Below are 21901 nucleotides of genomic sequence, written 5' to 3'. Positions count from 1 at the left end.
GTATTTTGGGTTGGTGGAAGATGGACGAGGGAACGGGAACATCGGCAGAAGATGCCACGGGAAATGGGGTAACGGGAACGCTTACCAATGGCCCAACATGGGTTGAGGGCTATTCCTCTGCCGGCGCCGTCTCCGCAGGTGACCCTTCCGATTCTCCTGCCTGGGCCATGCCCGGCTACCAGTTCCGTGAACAGGTAAAGGTAGCAAATGCCTCTGGCTCCACTCTCCCCACTGGTTACGCTGTTAATGCCCCTACTTCCCGCGCCACTAAGCTGAACGCCAACCAAACGCGTGCAGACGGCAACGACTGGCGCATGGTCCACCAGCCTACCGACGCAACGCGTAGCCTGAGTTTTGACGGGAGTAACGACGATGTGACAATACCCTATTCCTCCCTGGTGGATTTTGACTACAACAACCCATTCACCGTTTCGGTTTGGATGAAAGCAGGTGCCACACAGGCCAATACTGGGTTGACGTACAACTACATCGCCCAGCGGCGGTTGGGTGCGGCTGGTTCCCAGTCTTTTTATCTGGCAATCAATAACCAGGGTGCGGCTATCCCAGGAACTATCAGGGCGGGGCGTTATGAGTCTGGGCACAACCCAGAGATTACCTCCACCAAAACGCTGAATGATTCCAAGTGGCATTTGCTCACATTCACAAAAGTTTCGAGTACGCTCACGCTGTATATTGATGGCGTAGCAGAGGCTAGCACTACTGATACAACCACTACGGATACCTCGGATGTTACCGACCTTTGCTGGGCGGCATCCTGCACCTCGGGTCGTTGGTTCCAAGGGGGACTTGATGACGCACGTGTGTATAACAAGGGCCTTTCTGCTTCAGAGGCAGCTGCCCTCTATAGTGGTGGGTCTGGTAGTACCGGTGCCGTAACCTCTGGCCTTGTTGGCTGGTGGCGTTTTGACGAGGGGAGTGGACAGGTCCTACAGGACTCTTCCGGTAACGGCCTCCATGGTTTGGTTGGTGACACGAGTGCAAGCACTACCACTGATCCTAGCTGGTCTACGGATGGAGTTGTCTCTACTGCTTACGAGGTGCCACGGCATATTCCTAAGGCACACGCGCTTCGCTTTGATTTAGCCGATGGCACGTCTGAGGATAGCGTTGGTTTTTCCGATAATAATGCGGCCGATATTCGTACCGGTAGCATGAGTTGGTCCATGTGGTTCAGGGCTGCCGCAAGTGGGGCTGATCAAATACTTTACCGGAAGGCAGACAGTAGTTTTGCCAAGGGATGCGTGATCAAGCTCACGACAAGCAATGCACTGCAGCTTTCTTGTGGGAATACGGCCGGCACACTACTGGCAACTATCACCACCACTCAGACTACGTATACAAACGGTAGTTGGTACCACGTGACCGGGGTCCTGAATAGGGCCACCCAAGAGCTGGGCCTTTATGTGAATGGGCAGCTTGTTCAAACTGGGTCAGCCGCCAACCTAAGCACTGATGACTTAAATGCAGCCTCATTTTTCCAGCTCAGTGGCCGCAGTGGCAGCTCCGATTACTTTAATGGGTGGATGAGTGATGTGCGTGTGTATAACTACGCACTTCCTACTGGCAAAATTAATCAAATATATAATGGCGGCCAGGGAACGGTAGGGGTGCCTGAATCTGGGTTGGTTGCAGGGTGGCGTCTGGATGAGGGTACGGGCACCTCGGTGGCCGACTATTCAGGGAATGCAATTACTGGCACATTAAAGAGTGACCAAGTTACAACGGGGAATGGTACCTCTGCTGGCCCAATTTGGCAGGCCAACCTTGCTCCCACTGCTTCCACGACGCAGACCTACTTCCAGACCATCGCCCCTATTGCTAACTCTGCAAACTCTACAGATTACTACCTCTACTACGGTAAGGCTGATGAGAAAGGAAGTGCGTTTGCTTCTCCGCAGCCCACTAGGACAGGACTTCTCTTTGATGGCACGGACGACACTGTCTCAGTTGCTGATAACGATACGCTGGATATCGGTACGGGAAGCATGACCTGGTCTCTTTGGTTTAAATCTTCAACTTCAGGCACGGTAAAATACCTGTATCGTAAAGCGGGCACCAATGGGACGGGGGGAATGTTGCTGTCCATTGGTTCTGGAGATAAGCTGACTGCCCAGGTAAGAGATTCGGGCGGCTTTTCCTCCTATTTTGCAACTTCTACCGTTTCAGTAACTGACGGGAACTGGCACCTTGCCACTGCCGTGGTTGATAGAACTGCAAACTTCCTTAGGGTGTACGTTGATGGTGGCAACGTTGTTTCTACCGACATCTCCATTCTTACCGGTGATGACCTGAATACATCCGCATCCGTTATCTTGGGAGGTAGTTCTACTGTTTACCATAATGGATCTATGGATGATGTGCAGGTGCACAGTCGGGCTCTTTCGGCCACCGAAATTGCCGATTCGTATGCAAATGCGGCTCCCGTTTCTTCAGCAAATAAAGTCTTGCACTGGAAGATGGATGAAGGTACTGGGTCTACCCTGACGGACTCAACGGCAACTGGGCTAACCGGAGCTTTGAACTCATTTAATTTCACTCCTAGTTCTGGCTGGGTACATAATGAGAACCTTTGGAAGGCCTCATCGGCACCTACCATTACTGCCTTCAGCTCCGATTCTGAAGTCCCACGTTTCTTCCAGTACCGTGCCGTCACTAACCCTGTAGCGCCATCGGGGTCCTGGTCAGCACTTCAACCTATTGGTATGGCACCCGTGGCGTTGGGGGCAACTGGCGTAAAGCTGAAGTGGAACCCAGTAGGCATGTACCGTCGCTACGATACGTTCGCTGTCAGCAGCTGGGTAGTTGAGGCTTATTCCACCAGTTCGCCACAACGAGGTAAGCGACGGAGCTTCCCTGAGAAGGCTAATATTGTGGGGAACGATTCGGCCGTCGATATTATTGATGCCCAAACCAACAAGCTGTGGATGCGTATTCCTGGTGGGGTAGGCACAACCCAGCTTAGTACGGTGCCGGTTAAACAGGTGGCGGCGTTGAATGGCCGGCTCTATGTCACAAAAACTAGCGCTAACCACACACAAGTGGTAGACCTGCAGACTGATATTTTCCGCACGCACCATTCCAGTGGGAATGCCTTTGGTACGGTGGCTATTGCAGGCAGGGCAGGATCGGGGACGGGGACGTATGCCGGCAGCGCGTTGAGCTCTGGATCTAGCGTTACCAATGTAGCGGTGCAGGTGTTGGGAACTCCGCCAAAGACCTATGTGGCCTATGGGATCAATGGCGGGAGCACAAGCAGTGGCGTGGATGTGGTGGTTAACGAAACGGCCAATACCCGTCACGGCCTGACTACTACCGATTCCCCAGTGCGTCACTATGCGCTTGCTGCCAACAGTACCTATAAGTCTGTGCTGCTCACCAGTGCCGGTACTCTCTATGCTGCCAACGGTACGGCAGGTGGGGTAGATCGTTGGGATACCATCCAAAGTGACACGGGAGACCAGGTTGGAACAGCTGACCGCACCTATTCAACGGCCTCTACACCTGCCTTGCGAAACAACACCGTAAACTCCCTTTCGGTGTCCACGGGAACATCTCAAGCCGACTATACTTCCAATACCTTGGCAGTTGGGACAAGTGTAGGAGTTGACCTTGTTTCCGAGCACACAAGCCAAGCCTCATCGATCATTACGCGCTATACCCCTACGGGGAGTGTAGGGACTTCAAAGTGGAATTCGGAAGGATTTGGTGGCGTGGTGGACTTTACCGGGTCAAGCGCAGTCAATATCCCTCACTCAACCGTTTTTGACCCAGGTGTTGCCGACTTCACGGCCGAGGGCTGGTTCAAGACTACTCAGTCGTGCGCCTCTTCGTGCATGCTTATACAGCGCAGGAACGGTGCTGCGGGTATTTTGGTAAACCTTGACTCAAGCAACTACCTTTCAGCTTCGGTTCGCATTTCCACCACCGACTACACCACTACCAGCTTGGCGACCGTTAACGATGGTATTTGGCATCACTTTGCCTTAGTGCGGGTTGGGACATCTATTTCTCAGTATTTGGATGGTGTCCTGCAGCAGATCACTACCAACGCCGGTATTTCAGCTTCTATCTCCAATACAGATGCACTCCGGCTTGGACGAAACGGCACAACGGGCAATAACTTCAATGGTTACCTCGATGAAGTCCGGTTGTCTAACAGTGCTCGGTATACTGCAGCATTTACTCCTTCAAACCGAGAGTTTGTTGTAGATGCCAACACCTTGGGTCTCTGGCACCTCAATAACCCGGCTGGGCAGTATGTAATGGACGCCAGTACTAATGCTAACCATGGGACGGTGGGTACGGACAATACTGTTTCTTCCGACGATCCTTACCTGGTTTCACCGTCGCTTGCGGGAACAGCTAAAGTATCTGCCGTCGCACTCCTCCACTCATCAGATACCGGGAAGGGGCTCTCCTTCGATGGCTCTGCCGATTACGTGTCAGTTCCTGACAATGCTAATTTAGACTTTGCTTATAACCAGGACTTTTCCGTAGGGGTGTGGATCAAGGCGCCATCTACCCAGGCAAATACGGGGACTACGTATAACAATATTATCCATAAGTGGAATGGGTCGGGAGTGGTGGGGTATCCATATACACTGCGTATTCAGAACCAAACTTCAGGGACAGCCGGAAAGATTACTGCTTTCCGATCTGATGACTTAAGTAATAATCCATCCCTCAGTTCTACCGTAACGGTTAACGACAACCTCTGGCACCACGTGGCATTCGTTAAGAGTGGTTCGACCCTTCGCCTTTACGTTGACGGTGTGGCGAACGGCTCTACGACCGACACTACGACTGGCGACACTACCAATGCCTCACCGCTGACGATAGGCGCTCGCGGGACTAATTATTTCCAAGGCTCACTTGATGAGGTGCGCATCTACAGCGCTGCACTTTCTGGTGCCAACGTAGCTGCTCTTTATAATGGGGGAAGAGGGTGGAACGGCAGCCCGGAAACTGGATTAGTAGGGGGATGGCACTTTAACGAAGGCTCAGGTCAAACAGTGGCTGACCACTCCGCCACTGCAAATGGTGGCACTCTTGGTGCAGATAGTACCGCTAGCAGTGATGATCCTACCTGGATTACCTCCAGCCCAGTTCGTTCCCAGCCTATGCTATGGGTGGCAACGAACGATGCGGCAGCTGACGACGGTGGCATTACCGCGGTTTCACTTATCTCAAACCGCCGGGTTACCAGCTTCTCAACTTCAGATTCCTCACTACCTGATAATGATGTGACTTCCTTGTCGGTGGGTACGGGAGGACTTGCTTTGACAGGGACGGAAGCGGGCGCGTGGAGCGTGGGGGCGGCGGGTGCTGCCTTGGATCCTGCATACCTTCTCACCCTCTCTTCTGCAACCGACGCAAGGATCCAGCTTCCAGCCGGCACCATCCGCCTAAAGGATGGTACGATACACCTGAAATAGCGGGAGTATTGGGGTATACTAATGTCATGCAGAAACGATTGAGAGCCGCACGGTCTAGTATCGTTCGAATTGCTAAGGGCGCCCAGCGCACTGGCTTGTTTCTTGCGGCAAAAATGGCAAAAGTTTACCGCAAGGGCGGTGAGTATTACCGGGTTGTTTTCCCTGACCAAGCATGGCGGTCCTGGATCTCCCGCCTCAGCCTTAATGCGCTGGTGATAGCCTTGGTCTTCGGGCTCATCATCCCTATCCAGTCCCTGGATATCCTTGCTTCTGGCGTCTATACCTCTTCCGCTACGGATGCCGACGGCAATACCTACCTTGCCAGCGACACGGTTAACGACACTACTGTCTACGACGCTGCAAGTGATGCCAGTGCGAATACTTTGCGGGGCATGGGTGTGGACCCTAACTGGCGCAATGGAGTGACTCGGAAATCTGGCGCGCTAAGATTTGATGGAACAGATGACTCCGTTACCACTACAAACAATGCCAGTATCCAAGGCTCCCTAGCCTCAGGGACAGCCTCTGTCTGGTTCAATAGAAATAGTACAGACAGTAATATACATCAGGTTTATGACGTGGCCGGGACAGGCAACAACGGCCTGACGCTAAGTTCGGACACGAGTGCGCTTTCTGGATGTAGCGCAGGCGACGCCCGTATTCAATATGGCGATGGTTCCACAACGAGGAACCTTTGTGGCGCTACCACCAATGGTGCTTGGCACCACTTGGCGGCTACCTGGTCCTCGACCGGCGTTTATCTGTACCTTGATGGTGTACTTACCGCAAGTAACACAGCTAACGCTCCTGCCATTACGTTGCCCGCCAATAGCTACATTGGCTCAAACGCAGGGACCCTGCGGTACCATAATGGCCTTATAGACGACGTCCGCCTTTATGGGCGGGCACTTAGTGGTGATGAGGTTACGCGTCTGTATGGCCGAGAGGCGGTATCAGAAGTCGCCCTCATTTCCTACTTCAACCTTGATGATTTAAGCGGTGCTGCCCCTGTGGACGCTTCTCCTTACGCTAGTACGGCGGCGTTAAAAGACGGCGTATCAGCGGGGGATGGGGTGACGGTAGGTCCTCTCTGGGTTTCGGGGGCTAATGCGCTCATGGATGGTTTCAAAGGTTGTGGCCCGGAGGATGTGGGCTGCGTGAATCCCTCTGGTAAAACTGGGGCAGGGAATGTTTCTGTCACCGCCGACTCTTCCACCACCTCGGATTCTGCCTATGAAGTCCAGGTAACCAACTCTCCTGGGCTCTCTTTTGACGCGGTTGATGATGCAATAGCGGCCACTGTTTCCACGGTGGATACAGCCGCGAGTGCGAAGAACTCCGTCAGCATGTGGGTAAACGGTACGTCGGGAAGGATATTTGCCTTTGGGCCTAACAATGAAAACTACTCGGTAAACTTTATTGGCACGAGCACCTGTTTTGGTTTTGCTACGGAAAACAGTACGGACTGCTATGGTGTTTCATCCACTGGACTAACCGGCAAGTGGATGCACGTGGTGGCTATCTTCAATAACACCGATGTCACCCAAAACACCCTCTATATTAACGGTGTGCAGCAAACTCTCACGCAAATGGCGGGGACTCCAGTTTCGCGGAGTGTCACGAGCACGGTGAACGTAGGAAAATGGCAGGGTGGTGGCGCAAACCGGTACTTGGGTTCTCTTGATGATATCCGTGTATACTCACGCGCCGTAACCGCAACAGAAGTAGCAGAGCTCTATCAGGGAAAGGCTACATCCAACACGGGCCTGGCTGCCTGGTGGAAGCTCGATGAGGGTACTGGTACGTCGGTAGCGGACTCTTCTGGTAACGGCGCTACTGGCACGTTGGCTGGTACCCCAGTGTGGGTAGAGGGCTATTCATCGCCAGTAGCAGTGTCAGGGGGTAATCCATCCGACTCTCCTGCCTGGGCCATGCCTGGCTACCAGTTCCGTGAACAGGTGAAGGTGGCGAACGCCTCTGGTTCCACTCTTCCTACCGGCTACTCGGTGAGTGCTCCAACCTCCCGCTCCACCAAACTTAACGCCAACCAAACCCGTGCAGACGGCAACGACTGGCGCATGGTTCATCAACCAAGTGATACAGTACGTAGCCTGAGCTTTGATGGGAGTACTGACATGGTGACCGTAGGTAGTAACCCTTCGCTAAATACCATTACAAATGGGCGACTCACCATTGCGGCGTGGGTAAAGAATACTGACACCACTATGGCTGCGGCGCGTGTTATTACCAGTAATAGCAGGGATGGTGCAACGAGTGGGTATTATGGATACTCGCTCATGCTAATGACAAACAAAAAGATTCGGTTGAATTTGCAGGTAAATGACACGTCTCCCGGCCTGGCAAACAGTACGGCTGCCCTTCCTGATAATGTGTGGACTCATGTTGCCGTGACATACGACAACACATCGGCAAAAATCTACCTCAATGGAGTATTGGATAGCACGACAGCATTAAGCAATTATCTTACCGCCAATCCCTCTACCTACCCCTTTTATATAGGAAGTCTTGCGTATTCTGCTCCGAGCACTCTCTGGCAGGGCGGTATAGATGATGTTCGAGTGTACAACGCCACGTTGAGTGGTGGTGGCATTGCGGCACTTTATAATGGAGGTAACGGCAATACAGGCGAGGTAGAGAGCGGGCTTAAGGGCTGGTGGCGTTTTGATGAAGGATCTGGTCAAGTACTCCAAGACTCTTCCAGTAGCGCTAACCATGCGTATTTGGGGGCAACTACCGGTTCCTCTACTGATGACCCAACTTGGTCAACATCGGACGGTGTAGTTTCCACTACTTACGAGATTCCACGCTACATTCCCGTGGGCCATGCTTACAACTTTGATGGCTCCGCCAGTACGGTAAACATTACATCGTCTGCCACCATGCAAACCGCGGGAACCCGTGGGACTCTTACAGGTTGGTTCCGCAGGAGCAGTTCTAGTGATCAAACCCTTCGAACACTCTTTGACTTGGCAGATACAGGTAGCAATGGCTTTGTTCTGTTTTCCGATACAAGTGCTGTTACTGGGTGTACGGCGGGGCAGATGCGGTTACTGTTTGGTACAGGATCTGGCAATGTGAACATATGTACCACCATTAGCAATGCAACCTGGTACCATGTGGCGGTAAACTGGGATGCAACTGGGGTGCGCCTCTATATTAACGGTACACTGGCCAACTCAAGTACCACTGCGCCCTCTATCACTATCGATGCCACTAACCATATAGGTTCAAATGATGGTACACAGCGCTTCCACATGGGAGATGTGGGTGGCTTTAGGCTTTACAGTAAGGTACTCACTCAGCCTCAAATTAAGGCGCTCTATACAAACGGCAGTTCACAGGTAACAGTCCCTGAAGCTGGCCTTGTTGGAGCTTGGCGCTTTGACGAAGGTACAGGTACAACCATCGCCGATTCTTCTGGCGGCGCCTCGTCCGCTACTGCCACAGCGGGTTCTGGCGGTTGGATCTTGAACCAGGGAATTATGCCGGCAACCGACAAGACCTATTTCCAGACCATTGCCCCAATTGCCAACTCAGCCAACTCTACGGACTACTACCTTTACTACGGTAAGGCAGATGAAAAGGGCTCGGCGCTTTCCACGCCGCAGACTACTCGAACAGGTCTTCTTTTCGATGGGACAGACGACACCGTTTCGGTGGCGGATAATAATACCCTGGATATTGGAACGGGGAGCATGTCCTGGTCTTTTTGGTTTAAGAGTTCAGCTTCGGGCACAACAAAGTATCTCTATCGTAAGGCGGGTACAAATGGCACGGCTGGCATGCTGATGTACATTAATACCAGTAACAAACTTGTTTCTCAGGTAAGGGATTCAGCAGGCTTTTCATCGTACCTCGCAACCTCTACGGTTTCTGTGACAGATGGAAACTGGCACCTTGCTACTGCGGTAGTAGATAGAAATACCAATTTCCTTAAGCAATATGTTGATGGTGCGGATTTGGTCTCTACCGATATCTCTATCCTTATAGGTGATGACCTGAACACCTCAGCTTCTCTTATCCTTGGAGGTGAGTCTACGGCTTACCATAATGGATATTTGGATGATGTGCAGGCGTATAGCCGCGCGCTTTCTTCGACGGAAGTTGCCGATATGTATGCAAATATCAGACCCGTCTCTTCAACCAGTAAAGTGTTGCATTGGAAAATGGATGAAGGCACTGGAACAACGCTGACTGACTCTACGTCCACCGGATTAACTGGAGCTTTCAACTCGTTTAACTACTCTTCCACTTCCGGTTGGACAAACAATGAGAACCTTTGGAAGGCATCCTCGGCACCTACCATTACGGCCTACCGTTCCGATTCTGAAGTGCAGCGCTTCTTTAAGTATCGGGACCAGACAAACTACAACACGTTTGGTTCATGGTCGGCCCTGCAGGCCATTGGGAATGGTCCGGTTGCCCTAGGGTCAACAGGTGTAAAAGTTGTTTGGAACCCTAACGGTGTTTATCGTCGCTACGATACATTCCGCATTGCTTCTTGGGTAGTTGAGGCGTATTCCACGAGTACTCCTAGGCGAGGCAAGCGCAGGTCTGTCCCGGATAAACTGAATATCATTTCCTCAGGCTCAGGTGCGCCTGCTGCTGGCGTAGACCTTATTGATGCCCAGACCAATAAAGTCTGGATGCGCATCCCTACCGATACCACGAGCCCAACGAACACGACGTTCCTGGGGAGCAACTACCCGCAGACGGCGACACTTACCAACGGGAAGCTCTTTGTGGGCATCCACTGGAATAGTGTGGGACAAATGCGCACGATAGATTTTGGGAGTGAGCAAGCTTACCTGTTGGTAGAGAATGACGATATCAACTACTGGACCGGAGGCCTCTTAGCTAAACGCGCCGATACGGGCCAAAGCTGGGCCGACCTTTTCTCTAGCATGCCTAACTGTGAGATGGGCGATGTGCGCAGTATTAGTACGGCGGTTATTTCCGGCCAGATGCAGGTGGTATGGGCGGGTGACCATGCTTCTGACAGTGCCAAAAAGAATGTTTGCTACATAAAGAACTTCACGTCCATGAGTGCCGGTTCAGTTGCGCCAACTATCCTCAAATACAGTAAGAACACTGGGGATGGGTATACGGAAATTGCACTAACTAGTGGCGGTGAGTTGTATGGGGCCAATGTTACTTCTGGTGGGTTGGACCGTTGGGATGATATCCACAGTGACGTTGCTGACCAGACAACGAGTGCGGACCGTTCCTATACCACGGCATCTACCCCACCATTGCGAAGCAATGTGGTAAACGCCTTGTCGGTGTCTGCGGGTACTAGTTCAGCTGAAGCTGGGCTTAATGTGGTGACGGTAGGTACGGACAGTGGTGTGGCCACTATTGAAGAACATAGTACACAAGCTTCTTCTGCTGTCCGCTATGCGGTCCAGGCGGGGGTACTTGCAGCGGAGACAACGAAGGGGTGGAATGCCCGCCGGTATGGCAGTGCCCTGGAGTTTAACGGTACTTCGCAGTATGTTTCCATTCCCTCTACCACAAACATTGATAAGGCTAGTACTATGACCATCACTGCTTGGGTCAAGCCTACTGGCTCTACTAATGGCTTAAGCAACATTATCTTGGCCAAAGGCTCAGGTGGCGCATATAACTACGCCATCCGCTTTAATGGTTCAAATAACAATACAATACGGGCGGAAATTGCCGGCCTTACCGTTACTACCTGTGATGCGGGCGCACCCATCCCTGCGGGTCAATGGAGCCAGATTACCGTCTCTCGCTCGGCAGGAACTATCATTGTGTATATCAACGGTGTGTCTAGCGGCTCCTGCTCTTCAAGTGGTACGCCTACTACCAATGCAAACCCTCTGGGAATTGGGGCGGATGGCGGTGGTGCCAACTTCTTCGCCGGATTGATTGATGAAGTTTCCATCCGGAGCGCATCAAGTACCGTGGCAAACGTTACTGCGTTTTACGTTGACCCTGAGACGGCGAGTACTAACCCTATTGCTTACTACAAATTTGATGAGCCGGGTGGCCAGGAGCAAGCCGTTATTGACTGGGCGGTGACTACGGTAACGAGTAGGGGGACGCTTGGTGCTTCAAGCTCCGTTGCCGCTGATGACCCCGTGCGTGTCCAGCCATCCTTGGCAGGAACGGCAGATAAAGTGACTGCCGTTGGGATGACCCGCACTGCCAATGTAGGGGGTAACCTTTCGTTTAACGGCTCTTCCCAGGTTTGTACCCTCGTACCTGCTTCTACGACAAGTATTGATAACGCCATGGAGACGGCGGATGAATTTAGTATTGCCTTCTGGATCAAGTTGCCAAGTGATCAGGCGCTATTAGCCAACACCTTCAATACCGTCATGTCCAAAAGAATTGGTACGAGCGGCGTGACCCCGTTTGACATCAGGGTCTTCAACTCTGGCGATGCTACAAACTATGGCAAGCTCCGCTTGCAGCGCAGTGACGGAACAACCACCTTTAGCCATACGACAAGCCGTAGGCTCAACGACGCTACCTGGCACCAGGTCACGTGGACAAAAGCTGCCGGCCTTACTGCTGCAACTACCTTCTATGTAGACGGTAGATTAGAGACTGCTTCTACAGACGGTACGTTTGCTGGGGTGACCAATAACTCCCTTGCCATTACTATCGGTGACTACGCTAGTACCCACCGCTGGTGGCAGGGAAATCTTGATGACATGCGCATTTATAGCAAGGCGCTCACCGCTGAAGAGGCGAGCCTTCTCTACAATGGTGGCATGGGAAGCACTACGGTAGGTCAGAGCCTACTTGGTTGGTGGATGTTCGACGAAACTTCTTCCAGTCAAACGCTCACCGATTCCAGTGGTAATGGGGTTAATGGGTTCCTTGGTACTTCAACAAGCGCAGAAGGTGCAGATGCAAGTAGGGTGGTTGGTAGCCCGGTAGGCAACCGCGGCTTTATCTGGGCTGGGACAAACGGGGCTAGTGCCGATGATGGAGCCCTTACGGCCATCTCTGGTGGTACCTTCCGTCCGCAGACATCCCTCACCTCAGCCACCTCGCTCCTGCCGGACAACGATATTACCTCCCTAGCGGTGACAGGCGGACTAGCGCTTGTGGGTACAGAAGCGGGTGCTTGGAACCCGGGCCGAGCCGGCTTCCTGGTGGATGACCTTTATCCATATGGAACCCTAGGAGTGGCGGATGTCCGGATTAAAAGTGGGACAGTTCGCGGTAAGGGTGGAGTACGGATCAAATAAGCCTTAACGTAAATTGACTTTTTCCGCTGCCTCTATCACACTAAGGCAGTACAAAAATGACTAGCACTAGATTATGAACAAGCGCCTTCGCTCAATTCTGACCCTTCTCATCGCCCTGATTGTTGTCGTAGGCGCTGGGTACTACTTTGTAAACCGTTCCAACCTTGGGATTGGTGGCACGTTGGTAAAAGATAGCGGTGACAAAGTTTCTGACTACTCCGCCGTGTTCCTTACAAACGGGCAGGTATACTTTGGTAAGATGTACGCAAGTGCAGATAACGTAGACCTTCGCGATATTTACTACCTCCAGGTCAACCAGCAGGAGAATCTTCAGTCAGGTAGCAACTCTTCTGCCACTGAACAGCAGCCAGACATCTCTCTTGTGAAGCTGGGAAACGAGCTTCATGGTCCTAATGACCGGATGCACATCAACCGTGACCAGGTACTCTTCACCGAATCACTCAAGAACGACTCTAAGGTCGTAAAGGCAATCGAAGACTTCAAGGAATAAGACTTGACTAAAAGACCCCGGGAAACCGGGGTCTTTTTTTGGTAAAAAAGGCTTCGCGCAGTACAATGGGTATATGACAGAACACTCTCACCAGTCTGGGGCAGACACCGAGCAGATCAGTTCACTGAAGCATCAGTTGGTACAGGCACGGGCCTCTGCTGCCAAGCGGTATGTTCACCTGAAAGCAGTGGAATCGCTCAGTCAAGGGACTTTGGGCCAGCTTAAGGAAGACCAAATTTACCAGCTGCTTTGTCAGACAGCCGTCCAGCAGTTGAAGTGGGATGGGGCAGTTGTGGTAGAGGTGCATAAGAATGTTTGCCTGCGGGCCACCTTCCATTTGAACCAACGCCAGAAGCGTACCCTGGAAACAGACCTCACTTCCATTCCGGATTTCCTCCGGGTGTACGCTCATCAAGAAGCACTGTTCACAAAAGACAAAGATGATGCCGTCTCTTTGGCGCTCCGTACCATTTTTCATACCGATGAAGTTGCTGGCGCCCCTATCCGTTTTGGCGACCAGCTCTTTGGGTACCTGTTAGTCTGTGCGCATACCAGTCGCAACACTGAGCGCGACGTGGAAGACCTGACCTTCCTTAAGTCCATAGCTGCCCTCGCTGCACATGCTGTGGAAAACTCCCGCTCTCTCGTAGACCTAGAGGCGCAAAACGTAAAGCTTCGGCAGCAAGATGAGCTGAAGAACTCCTTCATCTCCATTACATCCCATCAGCTTCGCACCCCTCTCTCCATTGTGAAGTGGATCCTTTCCATCTTGGAGGGTGACCAAGAGGTGAAGAAACTTACTGAGCAGCACAAGCTTATCGAGCAGGCGTATGTTTCCAATGAGCGGCTCATTCACGTAGTGAATGACTTGCTGAATGTGGCGCGTATCCAGGAAGGGAAATTGCCGTACGCCCCTCAGCTTACTGACCTTAAGGTAATGATTCACGAGCTTATTTCCGGCACGGAAAAGCTGGCGGAGAATAAGAAAGTGACATTTCACCACTCCATTGAAAAAGAGGTCCCGCTTCTTCAGCTTGACCCCATCCTTTTCAAGGAAGCCATCCAGAACGTATTGGACAACGCCCTTGATTACAACCAAGAAGGTGGCGAGGTATGGTTCACTCTCGATTCCGATGATTCCTTTGTGCGTCTCGTTGTAACCAATACGGGGATGGGTGTAGCTGAACTGGAACAGCAGGCTATCTTTAACCAGTTTTACCGCTCCAAAGACGCGGTGAAGGTATACCCTAACGGCAGTGGCCTAGGCTTGTACCTTAGCCGTGCCATTGTCCGTCAGCATGGTGGGGATGTGACCTGCGTGAGTGAACCGGGCAAAGAGACGACGTTCACCATTTCCCTTCCTTTGACCAAGTAGCTTATTTCCGACGGAGCTCGGGAAAGCGTAGCGGTAGGTCACGCAGTTCATCAAAGTTTGTGACAACCCTAAACAGGGGATAGTTTCGGCGTCGCTCACGTGCAGATCGGTCGAGAATTACGCCGTAACTTTTTGGATGAGTCTTTGCAACCATCACAATTGTGTCAGGTTTGTCATCCACGAGAATAAGGGGTGTGCCGGGGCTGACGTGGTTACCGAGCACCTTCCACTTGTCTTCTTGGCAGACAAGCACATCGGAGAGATGGTTGAGAATGCCGCTACCATCAATCTTTGCACGCTGGAATTCATCGTCTCCCAGTGTGAGGATAGTGGGTGTATAGGTGCTGCGATCCAGGTCCTTTAGGAAGGTAATGGCATCTGGAAAGAGGAGAGAGGCTCCCCGGGCGTAGAGCGATTGGACTTCCTTCTCAATACCCGCTGGAGGGGTTTCCCAGATGGCATGGATGTGGCGGAGGGGATGGTAGAGTGTGCCAGGTTTTGGTGCGTATGCCCCGTCTATCTGCTGGGGGGTTGCCCCATGGCTAATGAGACATTCTCGTATCCACACTTTGAATGCTTGGGTATCGAACAGCGTGTCATCAAAATCGAGGAAGAGGGGGATCATCTTTCTTAGTGTAGCAAAGAAAAAGACCTTCGCTAGGAAGGTCTGGGGAAAGGGCCTAAAGGGCCGCCGCGAGGAGGTGCTGATCCCCCGGATCAGTTGTGGTTGTGTACGCGGACGGCCCTTGAGGAACATACCGATAGTACGAGTTTTGGTATGTTTTAGTCAAGAAAAAAGCAGCCGGTGTGGCTGCCTTTGAGTCGTTCTGGGTTCCTAGGGCACGCGCTTGCGCGACATGTACCAGGTTCCTGTTTGCGTGATCGTCTGGCCCTCCTCGTTCTTTCGACTGACGGTCACTGGGCAGGTGAGACCACTGGGGTCACCGCCGCGCGTGGGTGTTGCCAAATCGGTGGGGAGCGGAAGCTTGCCACTGATCTGGAATGGCTCGGCGTAGGGAAGGAGATAGAAGGCCTTAGCGGTTGCGGTGCCATCGGGGTTGATCTTCCCTTGGATACCGCCGTCCCACTGACTTCCGCTTGAGTTGGTGAAACCCTGCTCACCTGACATGTTTCCGGCGCCATCGATGCCCATCCGCTGAATGCTGATGGTGTCGCCACCGCCCCGTGTCGGGGAATCGAGGGTGATGTGGCCGGTCCATTCGCCCTCATAGGAGTTACCGGAGGGGATGCCGCTGCCGGCACAGCCGACGAGACCGATGGATGCGATTGCGAGAAGACAAAGTCCGAGTACGCGTTTCATAAGCACGGCAGAACTTTATCACATTTTGCCCGTTTTGTCAATGTGCTAAAGGAGGTTTTGTCATGTTTGAAAGCACGAAAGTTGCTAGAGCTCCTATACGGACGGTCATAATCTGTTCGGTTGTTTTCCCTGAAAGCAGGGCATAAAAAGGGGACATGGATAACCAGCTCAAACCTACGTTTGAAGAGCGGATGGAAGACATGTTGACCTATGTCTCAAGAATAGTCTTTGAACTGAGCGAAGATATGGCGGTTGTGAAAAAAGACATTGCACAACTAAAAGAAGATGTAGCAGTCCTAAAGCATGATGTCGCTGCGCTGAAAGAAGACATGATAATAGTGAAAAGGGATCTGAATGTCCTTACCATCGCTGTAGATGCCAACCATCGAGACTACAGTAAAATTCGGTACGCGTTGCACAGTGCAGGTAAGGCGTTATTAGCGGCTTAGATATGAAAAGAGCCGCACACGGGAGTGGCGGCTCGGGGTTCGCACTAGATTGTGATGCGCTTGAACATCGTCCGATGCGTTGGTTGGGAGGCACGTGCCAAGGCACGGGCGCGGCGGCGGACTTGCCTGAGCTTGAGGTGAAGCTCCATCTTTTGCTCAGGGGTAAGGGATACTTTTTGAGGGATATTCTCCATTTGTCGTGAATCTACTCCTTTTGCCGGTATTTGGCTAGTAAGGGGGCTGGAGAGCAGTTTACACCTTGACAAATCTGGATTTTTAGGCTATTGTTTCTCCGCTCATCTTTTGATGAACCGAGAACCAGGTTTGCCACAGTGGCTGCCTTGAGGTTTCTCGGAGGAGAATCAGTTTGCGAACATTTACAACTAGAATTGGATTAATTTCCGCCCTCGCGCAAGCGGTCGCCCTCGTCAGCCTTTCAGTCGATCCTGTCGTGCCCAAACGCCGGCATACGGTCCTGATCCTGGACTGCAGCGGCAGCATGGCGCCCTACATCTCTGACCTTCGCGTCAATGCCGTTCAGTACATCGAGAGACTGCCAGAAGACGAATTCGTCTCCCTGGTCATCTTCTCTGGACACGGTTCCAGCAAGCAAATTGCAGGTCCCACCCAGGCAAACACCAGCGGTCGGGAAATGCTCACGCGAGCCATTCAGAACGAAGTCAAGGTGTACGGCACCACGGTCTTCTCAGAACCCCTCACGAAAACCGTGGAAGCGGTCGAGAGACTGGCGGGTTCGGATACGGTGCACAACGCAGTCCTGTTTACGGACGGCTGTCCCGTTCCTACGAAGTGGTCTCCTGAGCAAGAGCGTAAGCTGGCCTTCGAGGTCGCGCGCACGTTGCGAAGTATGGGCACGGTGGTCTCCACCATCGCCTACGGCGTCTACTATGACGAGGTGTTCATCACCAAGCTTATGGAGGCGGCGGGCAACAGCGGCATCTTCCGCCACATCTCCGAAATCGACGATTTTGGCGATGCGATCACGGAAATCCGAGATGTCTTCCTCAAGACCGTCCCGGTGGAAGCCGATCTGACCTTCACTCCCAACGCCGGGGTGGCTGGCAACGTCTACAAGACGACACCAGACCTGCTCATGGCGGGAACGGCCGGCAAAGCGAGCACGCGCGGTTTCCTGGACGGCAAGGCGAACTTTTTCGTCGAGTTGAGCCAGGGTGCAACCACACTTCACGTTGCTGGTACCCTCAATGGGGAGCCGGTTGACGAGATGCTGGAAATCACGGCGCTGACGGCTGAAGACGAAGCGGACTTTGTCCGTGTACTGGGCGCATATGCCTTCCTTACGGGCGACCGTGAGCGAGCGGCAGAGCTCCTGGACAAGACTCAAGACGCCGGACTTGCCGAGCGCGCAGGGTCCTCATGGACTCAGCGCGAGAACCGGGAGACGGCGGACATGTTCCGCCAGATGTTCCGGAACCGCAAGTTCATTGGCGGCGGGCTCAAACCCAGTGGTCCCAACCACTGCGTCCTGAACGCAATCCGCGTCCTTGTGGAAGACCCCGGCAACGTGGTCTACATCCCCAAGGGTGCCTACAAGCGCTCGGGAGTCCTGAAGGTTGACCCTAATGTCATCGAAAACCCGCACGGCCGGACCCTCAAGGTCACCGGCTTGCAAAGTAAGGACGATAGGTTCAACTTCTCGCTGAAGACTCAGAAGGACGTCAAGGTCCTGCCTGAGGGCGGCGGCGCACCTGTCGATAAGAAGGTGTGGAGGAATTACAATATCATCCTGGACGGCAACCTGCACCTGCCGGAGCTGGAGGCGACCCTGTCGACCGAAAGCTTCACGCAACTGCAGGAAGCCGGCGTGATTGCGGAAGGCGAGGCGTACAGTCCCACCAGGACCTACACCTTGAACCTCCGCAACCTCAAGATGATCTCCTCGGCGTGGGCCAACCCGCGCAACCTGGGGCTCGTCAACCTCCTTATGGAGGAGGCAGAACTGGAAGTGGAGCAGACGGCACTGAACGCACATGCCAAGTCCTTCGGGGCAACGAGCACGGCGCGTGAAGACGATGACGTCTACATCGAAAGGGGCAAAACCCCTGAGGGCATTGTCCCTGAGATGTACAGCGCCAACTGCGTCGAATTCCGGCTCATGGGATACAAGACCCGGACCTACGACGTCTCTGGGCTTTCCCTTGAGGAGGCTAAGACCCGGGTGCAAGCGGTGCGTCAGCGATTGATGCATGTCCGCTACCTCGTCCGGTCGATCACGTTCGCGATGGAGCAAACTGGCTCCAAGGTCATCCCGTGGGGCGCTCCCACGACGACCAGTAAGGGTAAGACCCCCAAGCAGGAGCAGCACGCCGAATTCGGCGGGGCCAAGCTCAAGCGGGTCACCTGGACCGAAGAGTGCGTCTGCGCGTAATGCGCTAGCGCGAATACTGTGGCCGAGACAACTGTCTCGGCCCTTTTTTTATATTAAAAAACCCGGAGCGATTGCTCGCTCCGAGCGGTAGGTGGGCCAGGGGTCACGGAATGACCTCGCCCGATTCGTCGTAGGTGGCGTACGGATAGCCTAGGTCTTCGTCCTTCATGATCCAGACGGTGAACTTTTGGCCATCGTAGAGCTCCATGATGAGTTCGATGTGACCAAAGGTTTCCTTTGCTCTTGAGAGCTCAGAAACATAGAGCCATCCTTCTCCCCACATCTCCAGTGCGGTGCTGGCAGAAATGCGGACGCTCGCGATGAGGTTAGCCTTGCCGGCCTTCCAGTCCTCGCCGACGGTCTGTTCGATTCTGTACCTTAGCGGCCACAGAACTTCGTCCCGCATGACTTCCAGCGAAAGGTTAGAGTCACTCTCTTCCCGGCTGGATTTTCGCACGACGGTTTTACCGAAGAGGGTGAGGCTATTCCCCTGGAGGGTGAAGTGCCTTTCCCCAATTTTGGCAGTTGCCATTTGTTGTTCTCCTTGCGGGGTCTGCCCGCGCCTGTCCGATGACAGAAAAGAGAATATACCATAGAATGGTCACTTTGTCAATCTGGTAAGCAATAAAAAAGACCCGTTTGCGTTGTGTGCAAACGGGCCGGTGCGATCATTCCAGGGTGAACCCCCGGGCGTCTTTGACGCGGACGAGGGATTCAGGGTCCAGATACTCGGCGGACACCTGGGGAAGGTAGGTGGACAGGGAGTCTTCGTTAGACAGTGTCCAGCAGTCGGCGTGGCGAACGAGCCGGACTGGCCACTGGTACGTATGCTCGGAGTAGACCTGGGCTGTTGTCTTTACCCAGAACCTCTTCTCCGTGTCCACCACCACGTCGTCGGCGCTGATCCATCCACCCTCGCCGGCGGAGAGTTCGTCAAGCGACAGGCCGGAATCGTAGGTGCTCTGATAGCTGTCGCCGTAGGCGCTTGAGCCGCTGCGGGTGGTGTGGCTGTTACTCGTTGAGGAGTTGTTGCTGTTGCAGATCGCAATGAATACGATAAACCACAGCCACCAGTACGACGAAGACGAATTGTTACTACTGCTCATTCATTCTCCAAAGATTCGCCGCAAGTTTAGCATAAAAAGCGGCTTTAGTCAATGGGGTTAGGGCAAAACAAAAGCCCACGGGTTGTTCCGTGGGCGGGTAGGGAGTCTAGTTAGCGGCTTGCGTGCCGCCGATAACCATAACGAATCCAGGGTCTTCGCCGCTGTACCAGTGGATGCTCAGGGCATAGCCCTGTGCATAGCTGTCGTACAGGTGCTGCATGTCCTCCAGGGACTCGCAGACGATGATTCGTTCGCCCAGCCCTTGGTTGAAGCCGCAGATCACCTTGTGATCTTTGGGTACCGTAGGGAGGGTGGTAGGCCGGCCGTGAAACCCGCGGAGGGGCTGAAGCTCATCGGCGCCAAAAATCTCGTTTTTCTTTCCAAGCTCAATCATACTTTCTGCACACTTCCTTTCGGATGCCGCATTAAACCATATTTATCCCCATTTGTCAATAAGTAGGGGGAGTATATTTTATGCAGAAGTGAATAAAAAGCCGCCCCAGGTATGGGGCGGACATAGTGTGTGTCTACCAGACGGCGCGCTTATTCTTTTGCGCAAATACGAGACGGTTCGCGTAGCCCATTTGGAGGACGAACTCCTGCGGCAGCTCGCAGTCAGGTGCGGGTGGCTGGAGGAAGCTGATCCCCATCTTGCTGTTACACACCTTGAGGCGGAACAGGGCGGCGATGATATCCTCCTCCCTGAATCTGTCTGCTGCCTGCTTTCCGGAAGCTTCGAGTACCTGGAGTCTTTCCACAAAGTTGAAGGTGATCTCAGGGGTCTTATTGCTTGTCACGATGGCAACCTCTTTGGTGACATCCCAGTGGAACCCGGCTTCTGACCGTGGGTTCACTCCCTGGAGGGTGAGGACCACGCAGCCGTGTTTGTCGCTGGCGATAAGCCGGAGGTAGGAATCCAGGGCTTTCCTCCATTCATGAGCCGGAAATTCTCCGAGCCGTCGAGCTCTCGTGGAGAGGATAAACTTTACTACTTCGGTTCCAAGTCTTTTGTTTTGATGCATGGCACTCCATGGCCCAGTCATCCATCTATCCCGCGCACAATGCGCGTATGAGGTATGTGGTGGACGGGTAATTTCTACAGGATAAACCTGGGTTTGTCAATCCTGTAGCCAATAAAAAAGACCCCCGCGCATAGTAGTGCAGGGGTCATGAATGCCTTAGTGAGCCGCCGCTTTGGCAGAAGCAAGCCCACTCTCAATGATCGCCAGGTCGGTCTCGGAAGTTTGTCCCGTGCGGACTAGTTCCCGGATCTGGTCCAACGTAAACACCCGGCTGTCCGTTACCTCCTCCCCAAACTCCTTCACGCGTTCACTATCGCTAAAAGCGTAGTAATGCAGGATGTAGCTGATGGGAAAGGAGTAGGTCCCCCTTTGGCCGGGCGCACCCCGCCTTTCAGTCGCAGTAACTTTGCGGTACCCAAACAGCTCGTGCCTTTTTACGGCGAAACCCCCTTCTTCAAGTGCTTCGCGCTGCATGGCTTCCACTGGGGTTTCCCCCTGTTCAATATGCCCGGCGAGAATTTCCCATCCCCGGGGGTTGCGGGTGAGTACTACCTCTTCCCGCGCCAAGTCGTGGATTGCAATACACGCCACGGCCGAGCACAAACTGACATCGGGCATGACGGGGGACAGGTAGATTTCCCACGTTTGCCCTCCGTCCCATACACCTTCAAACATTGGTCCGCTCATTGTTTTCCTCCATTCGTTTCCTACCATATTTTTGTACAAAATGATAGGGTCATGGGCTTTGGTAATGAAAAACCCTCACACGGTAGCGTTGTGTGAGAGTTGGATGGATGGAGCCAAATTTCGACTCAGGAGAAAATTAAAAAAAGGCCAGAACTCCACGGGGTGGAATCTCTGGCCTTTGGGAAAGTCTAGACGTCCTCAAGTCGCTTCACCATATCTGGAACCTTCTCGAGGGAGAACTCCAGGGAATAGATTCTGCGCGCCGACCCAACGCAAACGCGCTCCGATCTCAGGCTAGACGAATCGAGCTGAGTTAT

At 53.2% G+C, this 21901-nt stretch carries 14 protein-coding genes; 6 read left to right on the top strand and 8 right to left on the bottom strand.

Annotation, left to right across the window (positions count from 1 at the left end; translation table 11 throughout):
• The first annotated feature begins 20 nt into the window (after window positions 1–20).
• The 4 genes from VLA04_02655 (at window position 21) to VLA04_02640 (ending at window position 14589) form a co-directional block, all read left to right on the top strand.
• Window positions 21–5456, top strand: a complete 5436-nt coding sequence (locus VLA04_02655; GenBank protein HSI20581.1) for a LamG domain-containing protein — start codon at window positions 21–23, stop codon at window positions 5454–5456.
• A gap of 26 nt (window positions 5457–5482) precedes the next feature.
• Window positions 5483–12703 carry a LamG domain-containing protein gene (locus VLA04_02650; protein HSI20580.1) on the top strand — a complete coding sequence of 2407 codons (7221 nt, stop codon included), beginning with the start codon at window positions 5483–5485 and terminating at the stop codon, window positions 12701–12703.
• A 73-nt stretch (window positions 12704–12776) separates the two neighbouring features.
• Complete coding sequence (locus VLA04_02645) at window positions 12777–13214, top strand: hypothetical protein (GenBank protein HSI20579.1); 438 nt, start codon at window positions 12777–12779, stop codon at window positions 13212–13214.
• 73 nt (window positions 13215–13287) lie between these two features.
• Complete coding sequence (locus VLA04_02640; protein ID HSI20578.1) at window positions 13288–14589, top strand: GAF domain-containing sensor histidine kinase; 1302 nt, start codon at window positions 13288–13290, stop codon at window positions 14587–14589.
• Window position 14590: 1 nt separating this feature from the next.
• Here the strand turns inward: VLA04_02640 and VLA04_02635 are convergent, their stop codons facing one another.
• Both VLA04_02635 and VLA04_02630 read right to left on the bottom strand, forming a co-directional pair.
• Complete coding sequence (locus tag VLA04_02635) at window positions 14591–15214, bottom strand: hypothetical protein (protein ID HSI20577.1); 624 nt, start codon at window positions 15212–15214, stop codon at window positions 14591–14593.
• Between the two features lie 210 nt (window positions 15215–15424).
• On the bottom strand, window positions 15425–15910 hold the full coding sequence (locus VLA04_02630; GenBank protein HSI20576.1) for a hypothetical protein: 486 nt from the start codon (window positions 15908–15910) through the stop codon (window positions 15425–15427).
• A 155-nt stretch (window positions 15911–16065) separates the two neighbouring features.
• Here VLA04_02630 and VLA04_02625 point away from each other — a divergent pair, with 155 nt between their 5' ends.
• Window positions 16066–16359, top strand: coding sequence for a hypothetical protein (locus tag VLA04_02625; GenBank protein ID HSI20575.1), 294 nt, complete (start codon window positions 16066–16068; stop codon window positions 16357–16359).
• A gap of 44 nt (window positions 16360–16403) precedes the next feature.
• Here the strand turns inward: VLA04_02625 and VLA04_02620 are convergent, their stop codons facing one another.
• Entirely contained in the window at window positions 16404–16553 is a 150-nt protein-coding gene (locus VLA04_02620; GenBank protein ID HSI20574.1) for a hypothetical protein, read from the bottom strand.
• A gap of 173 nt (window positions 16554–16726) precedes the next feature.
• Here VLA04_02620 and VLA04_02615 point away from each other — a divergent pair, with 173 nt between their 5' ends.
• Window positions 16727–18769, top strand: a complete 2043-nt coding sequence (locus VLA04_02615; protein HSI20573.1) for a vWA domain-containing protein — start codon at window positions 16727–16729, stop codon at window positions 18767–18769.
• A gap of 103 nt (window positions 18770–18872) precedes the next feature.
• Here VLA04_02615 and VLA04_02610 read toward each other — a convergent pair whose 3' ends face one another.
• The 5 genes from VLA04_02610 to VLA04_02590 form a co-directional block, all read right to left on the bottom strand.
• Complete coding sequence (locus VLA04_02610) at window positions 18873–19301, bottom strand: hypothetical protein (GenBank protein HSI20572.1); 429 nt, start codon at window positions 19299–19301, stop codon at window positions 18873–18875.
• 136 nt (window positions 19302–19437) lie between these two features.
• Window positions 19438–19875, bottom strand: a complete 438-nt coding sequence (locus tag VLA04_02605) for a hypothetical protein (GenBank protein HSI20571.1) — start codon at window positions 19873–19875, stop codon at window positions 19438–19440.
• Window positions 19876–19981: 106 nt separating this feature from the next.
• Entirely contained in the window at window positions 19982–20269 is a 288-nt protein-coding gene (locus tag VLA04_02600; GenBank protein ID HSI20570.1) for a hypothetical protein, read from the bottom strand.
• Window positions 20270–20402: 133 nt separating this feature from the next.
• Window positions 20403–20897 (bottom strand): hypothetical protein, encoded by a 495-nt coding sequence (locus VLA04_02595; GenBank protein ID HSI20569.1) that lies wholly within the window; start codon window positions 20895–20897, stop codon window positions 20403–20405.
• A gap of 156 nt (window positions 20898–21053) precedes the next feature.
• Entirely contained in the window at window positions 21054–21584 is a 531-nt protein-coding gene (locus tag VLA04_02590; GenBank protein ID HSI20568.1) for an NUDIX domain-containing protein, read from the bottom strand.
• Window positions 21585–21901: the final 317 nt, after the last annotated feature.

The organism is Verrucomicrobiia bacterium, assembly GCA_035460805.1.
GTDB lineage: Bacteria > Patescibacteriota > UBA1384 > CAILIB01 > CAILIB01 > DATHWI01.
This window is presented reverse-complemented; position numbering and strand designations above follow the sequence as displayed.

Bases quoted from the DNA above. Each gene is read 5' to 3' on its own strand.
- VLA04_02655 (HSI20581.1), top strand. From the start codon at position 21: ATGGACGAGGGAACGGGAACATCGGCAGAAGATGCCACGGGAAATGGG.
- VLA04_02650 (HSI20580.1), top strand. From the start codon at position 5,483: ATGCAGAAACGATTGAGAGCCGCACGGTCTAGTATCGTTCGAATTGCT.
- VLA04_02645 (HSI20579.1), top strand. From the start codon at position 12,777: ATGAACAAGCGCCTTCGCTCAATTCTGACCCTTCTCATCGCCCTGATT.
- VLA04_02640 (HSI20578.1), top strand. From the start codon at position 13,288: ATGACAGAACACTCTCACCAGTCTGGGGCAGACACCGAGCAGATCAGT.
- VLA04_02635 (HSI20577.1), bottom strand. From the start codon at position 15,214: ATGATCCCCCTCTTCCTCGATTTTGATGACACGCTGTTCGATACCCAA.
- VLA04_02630 (HSI20576.1), bottom strand. From the start codon at position 15,910: ATGAAACGCGTACTCGGACTTTGTCTTCTCGCAATCGCATCCATCGGT.
- VLA04_02625 (HSI20575.1), top strand. From the start codon at position 16,066: ATGGATAACCAGCTCAAACCTACGTTTGAAGAGCGGATGGAAGACATG.
- VLA04_02620 (HSI20574.1), bottom strand. From the start codon at position 16,553: ATGGAGAATATCCCTCAAAAAGTATCCCTTACCCCTGAGCAAAAGATG.
- VLA04_02610 (HSI20572.1), bottom strand. From the start codon at position 19,301: ATGGCAACTGCCAAAATTGGGGAAAGGCACTTCACCCTCCAGGGGAAT.
- VLA04_02605 (HSI20571.1), bottom strand. From the start codon at position 19,875: ATGAGCAGTAGTAACAATTCGTCTTCGTCGTACTGGTGGCTGTGGTTT.
- VLA04_02600 (HSI20570.1), bottom strand. From the start codon at position 20,269: ATGATTGAGCTTGGAAAGAAAAACGAGATTTTTGGCGCCGATGAGCTT.
- VLA04_02595 (HSI20569.1), bottom strand. From the start codon at position 20,897: ATGCATCAAAACAAAAGACTTGGAACCGAAGTAGTAAAGTTTATCCTC.
- VLA04_02590 (HSI20568.1), bottom strand. From the start codon at position 21,584: ATGAGCGGACCAATGTTTGAAGGTGTATGGGACGGAGGGCAAACGTGG.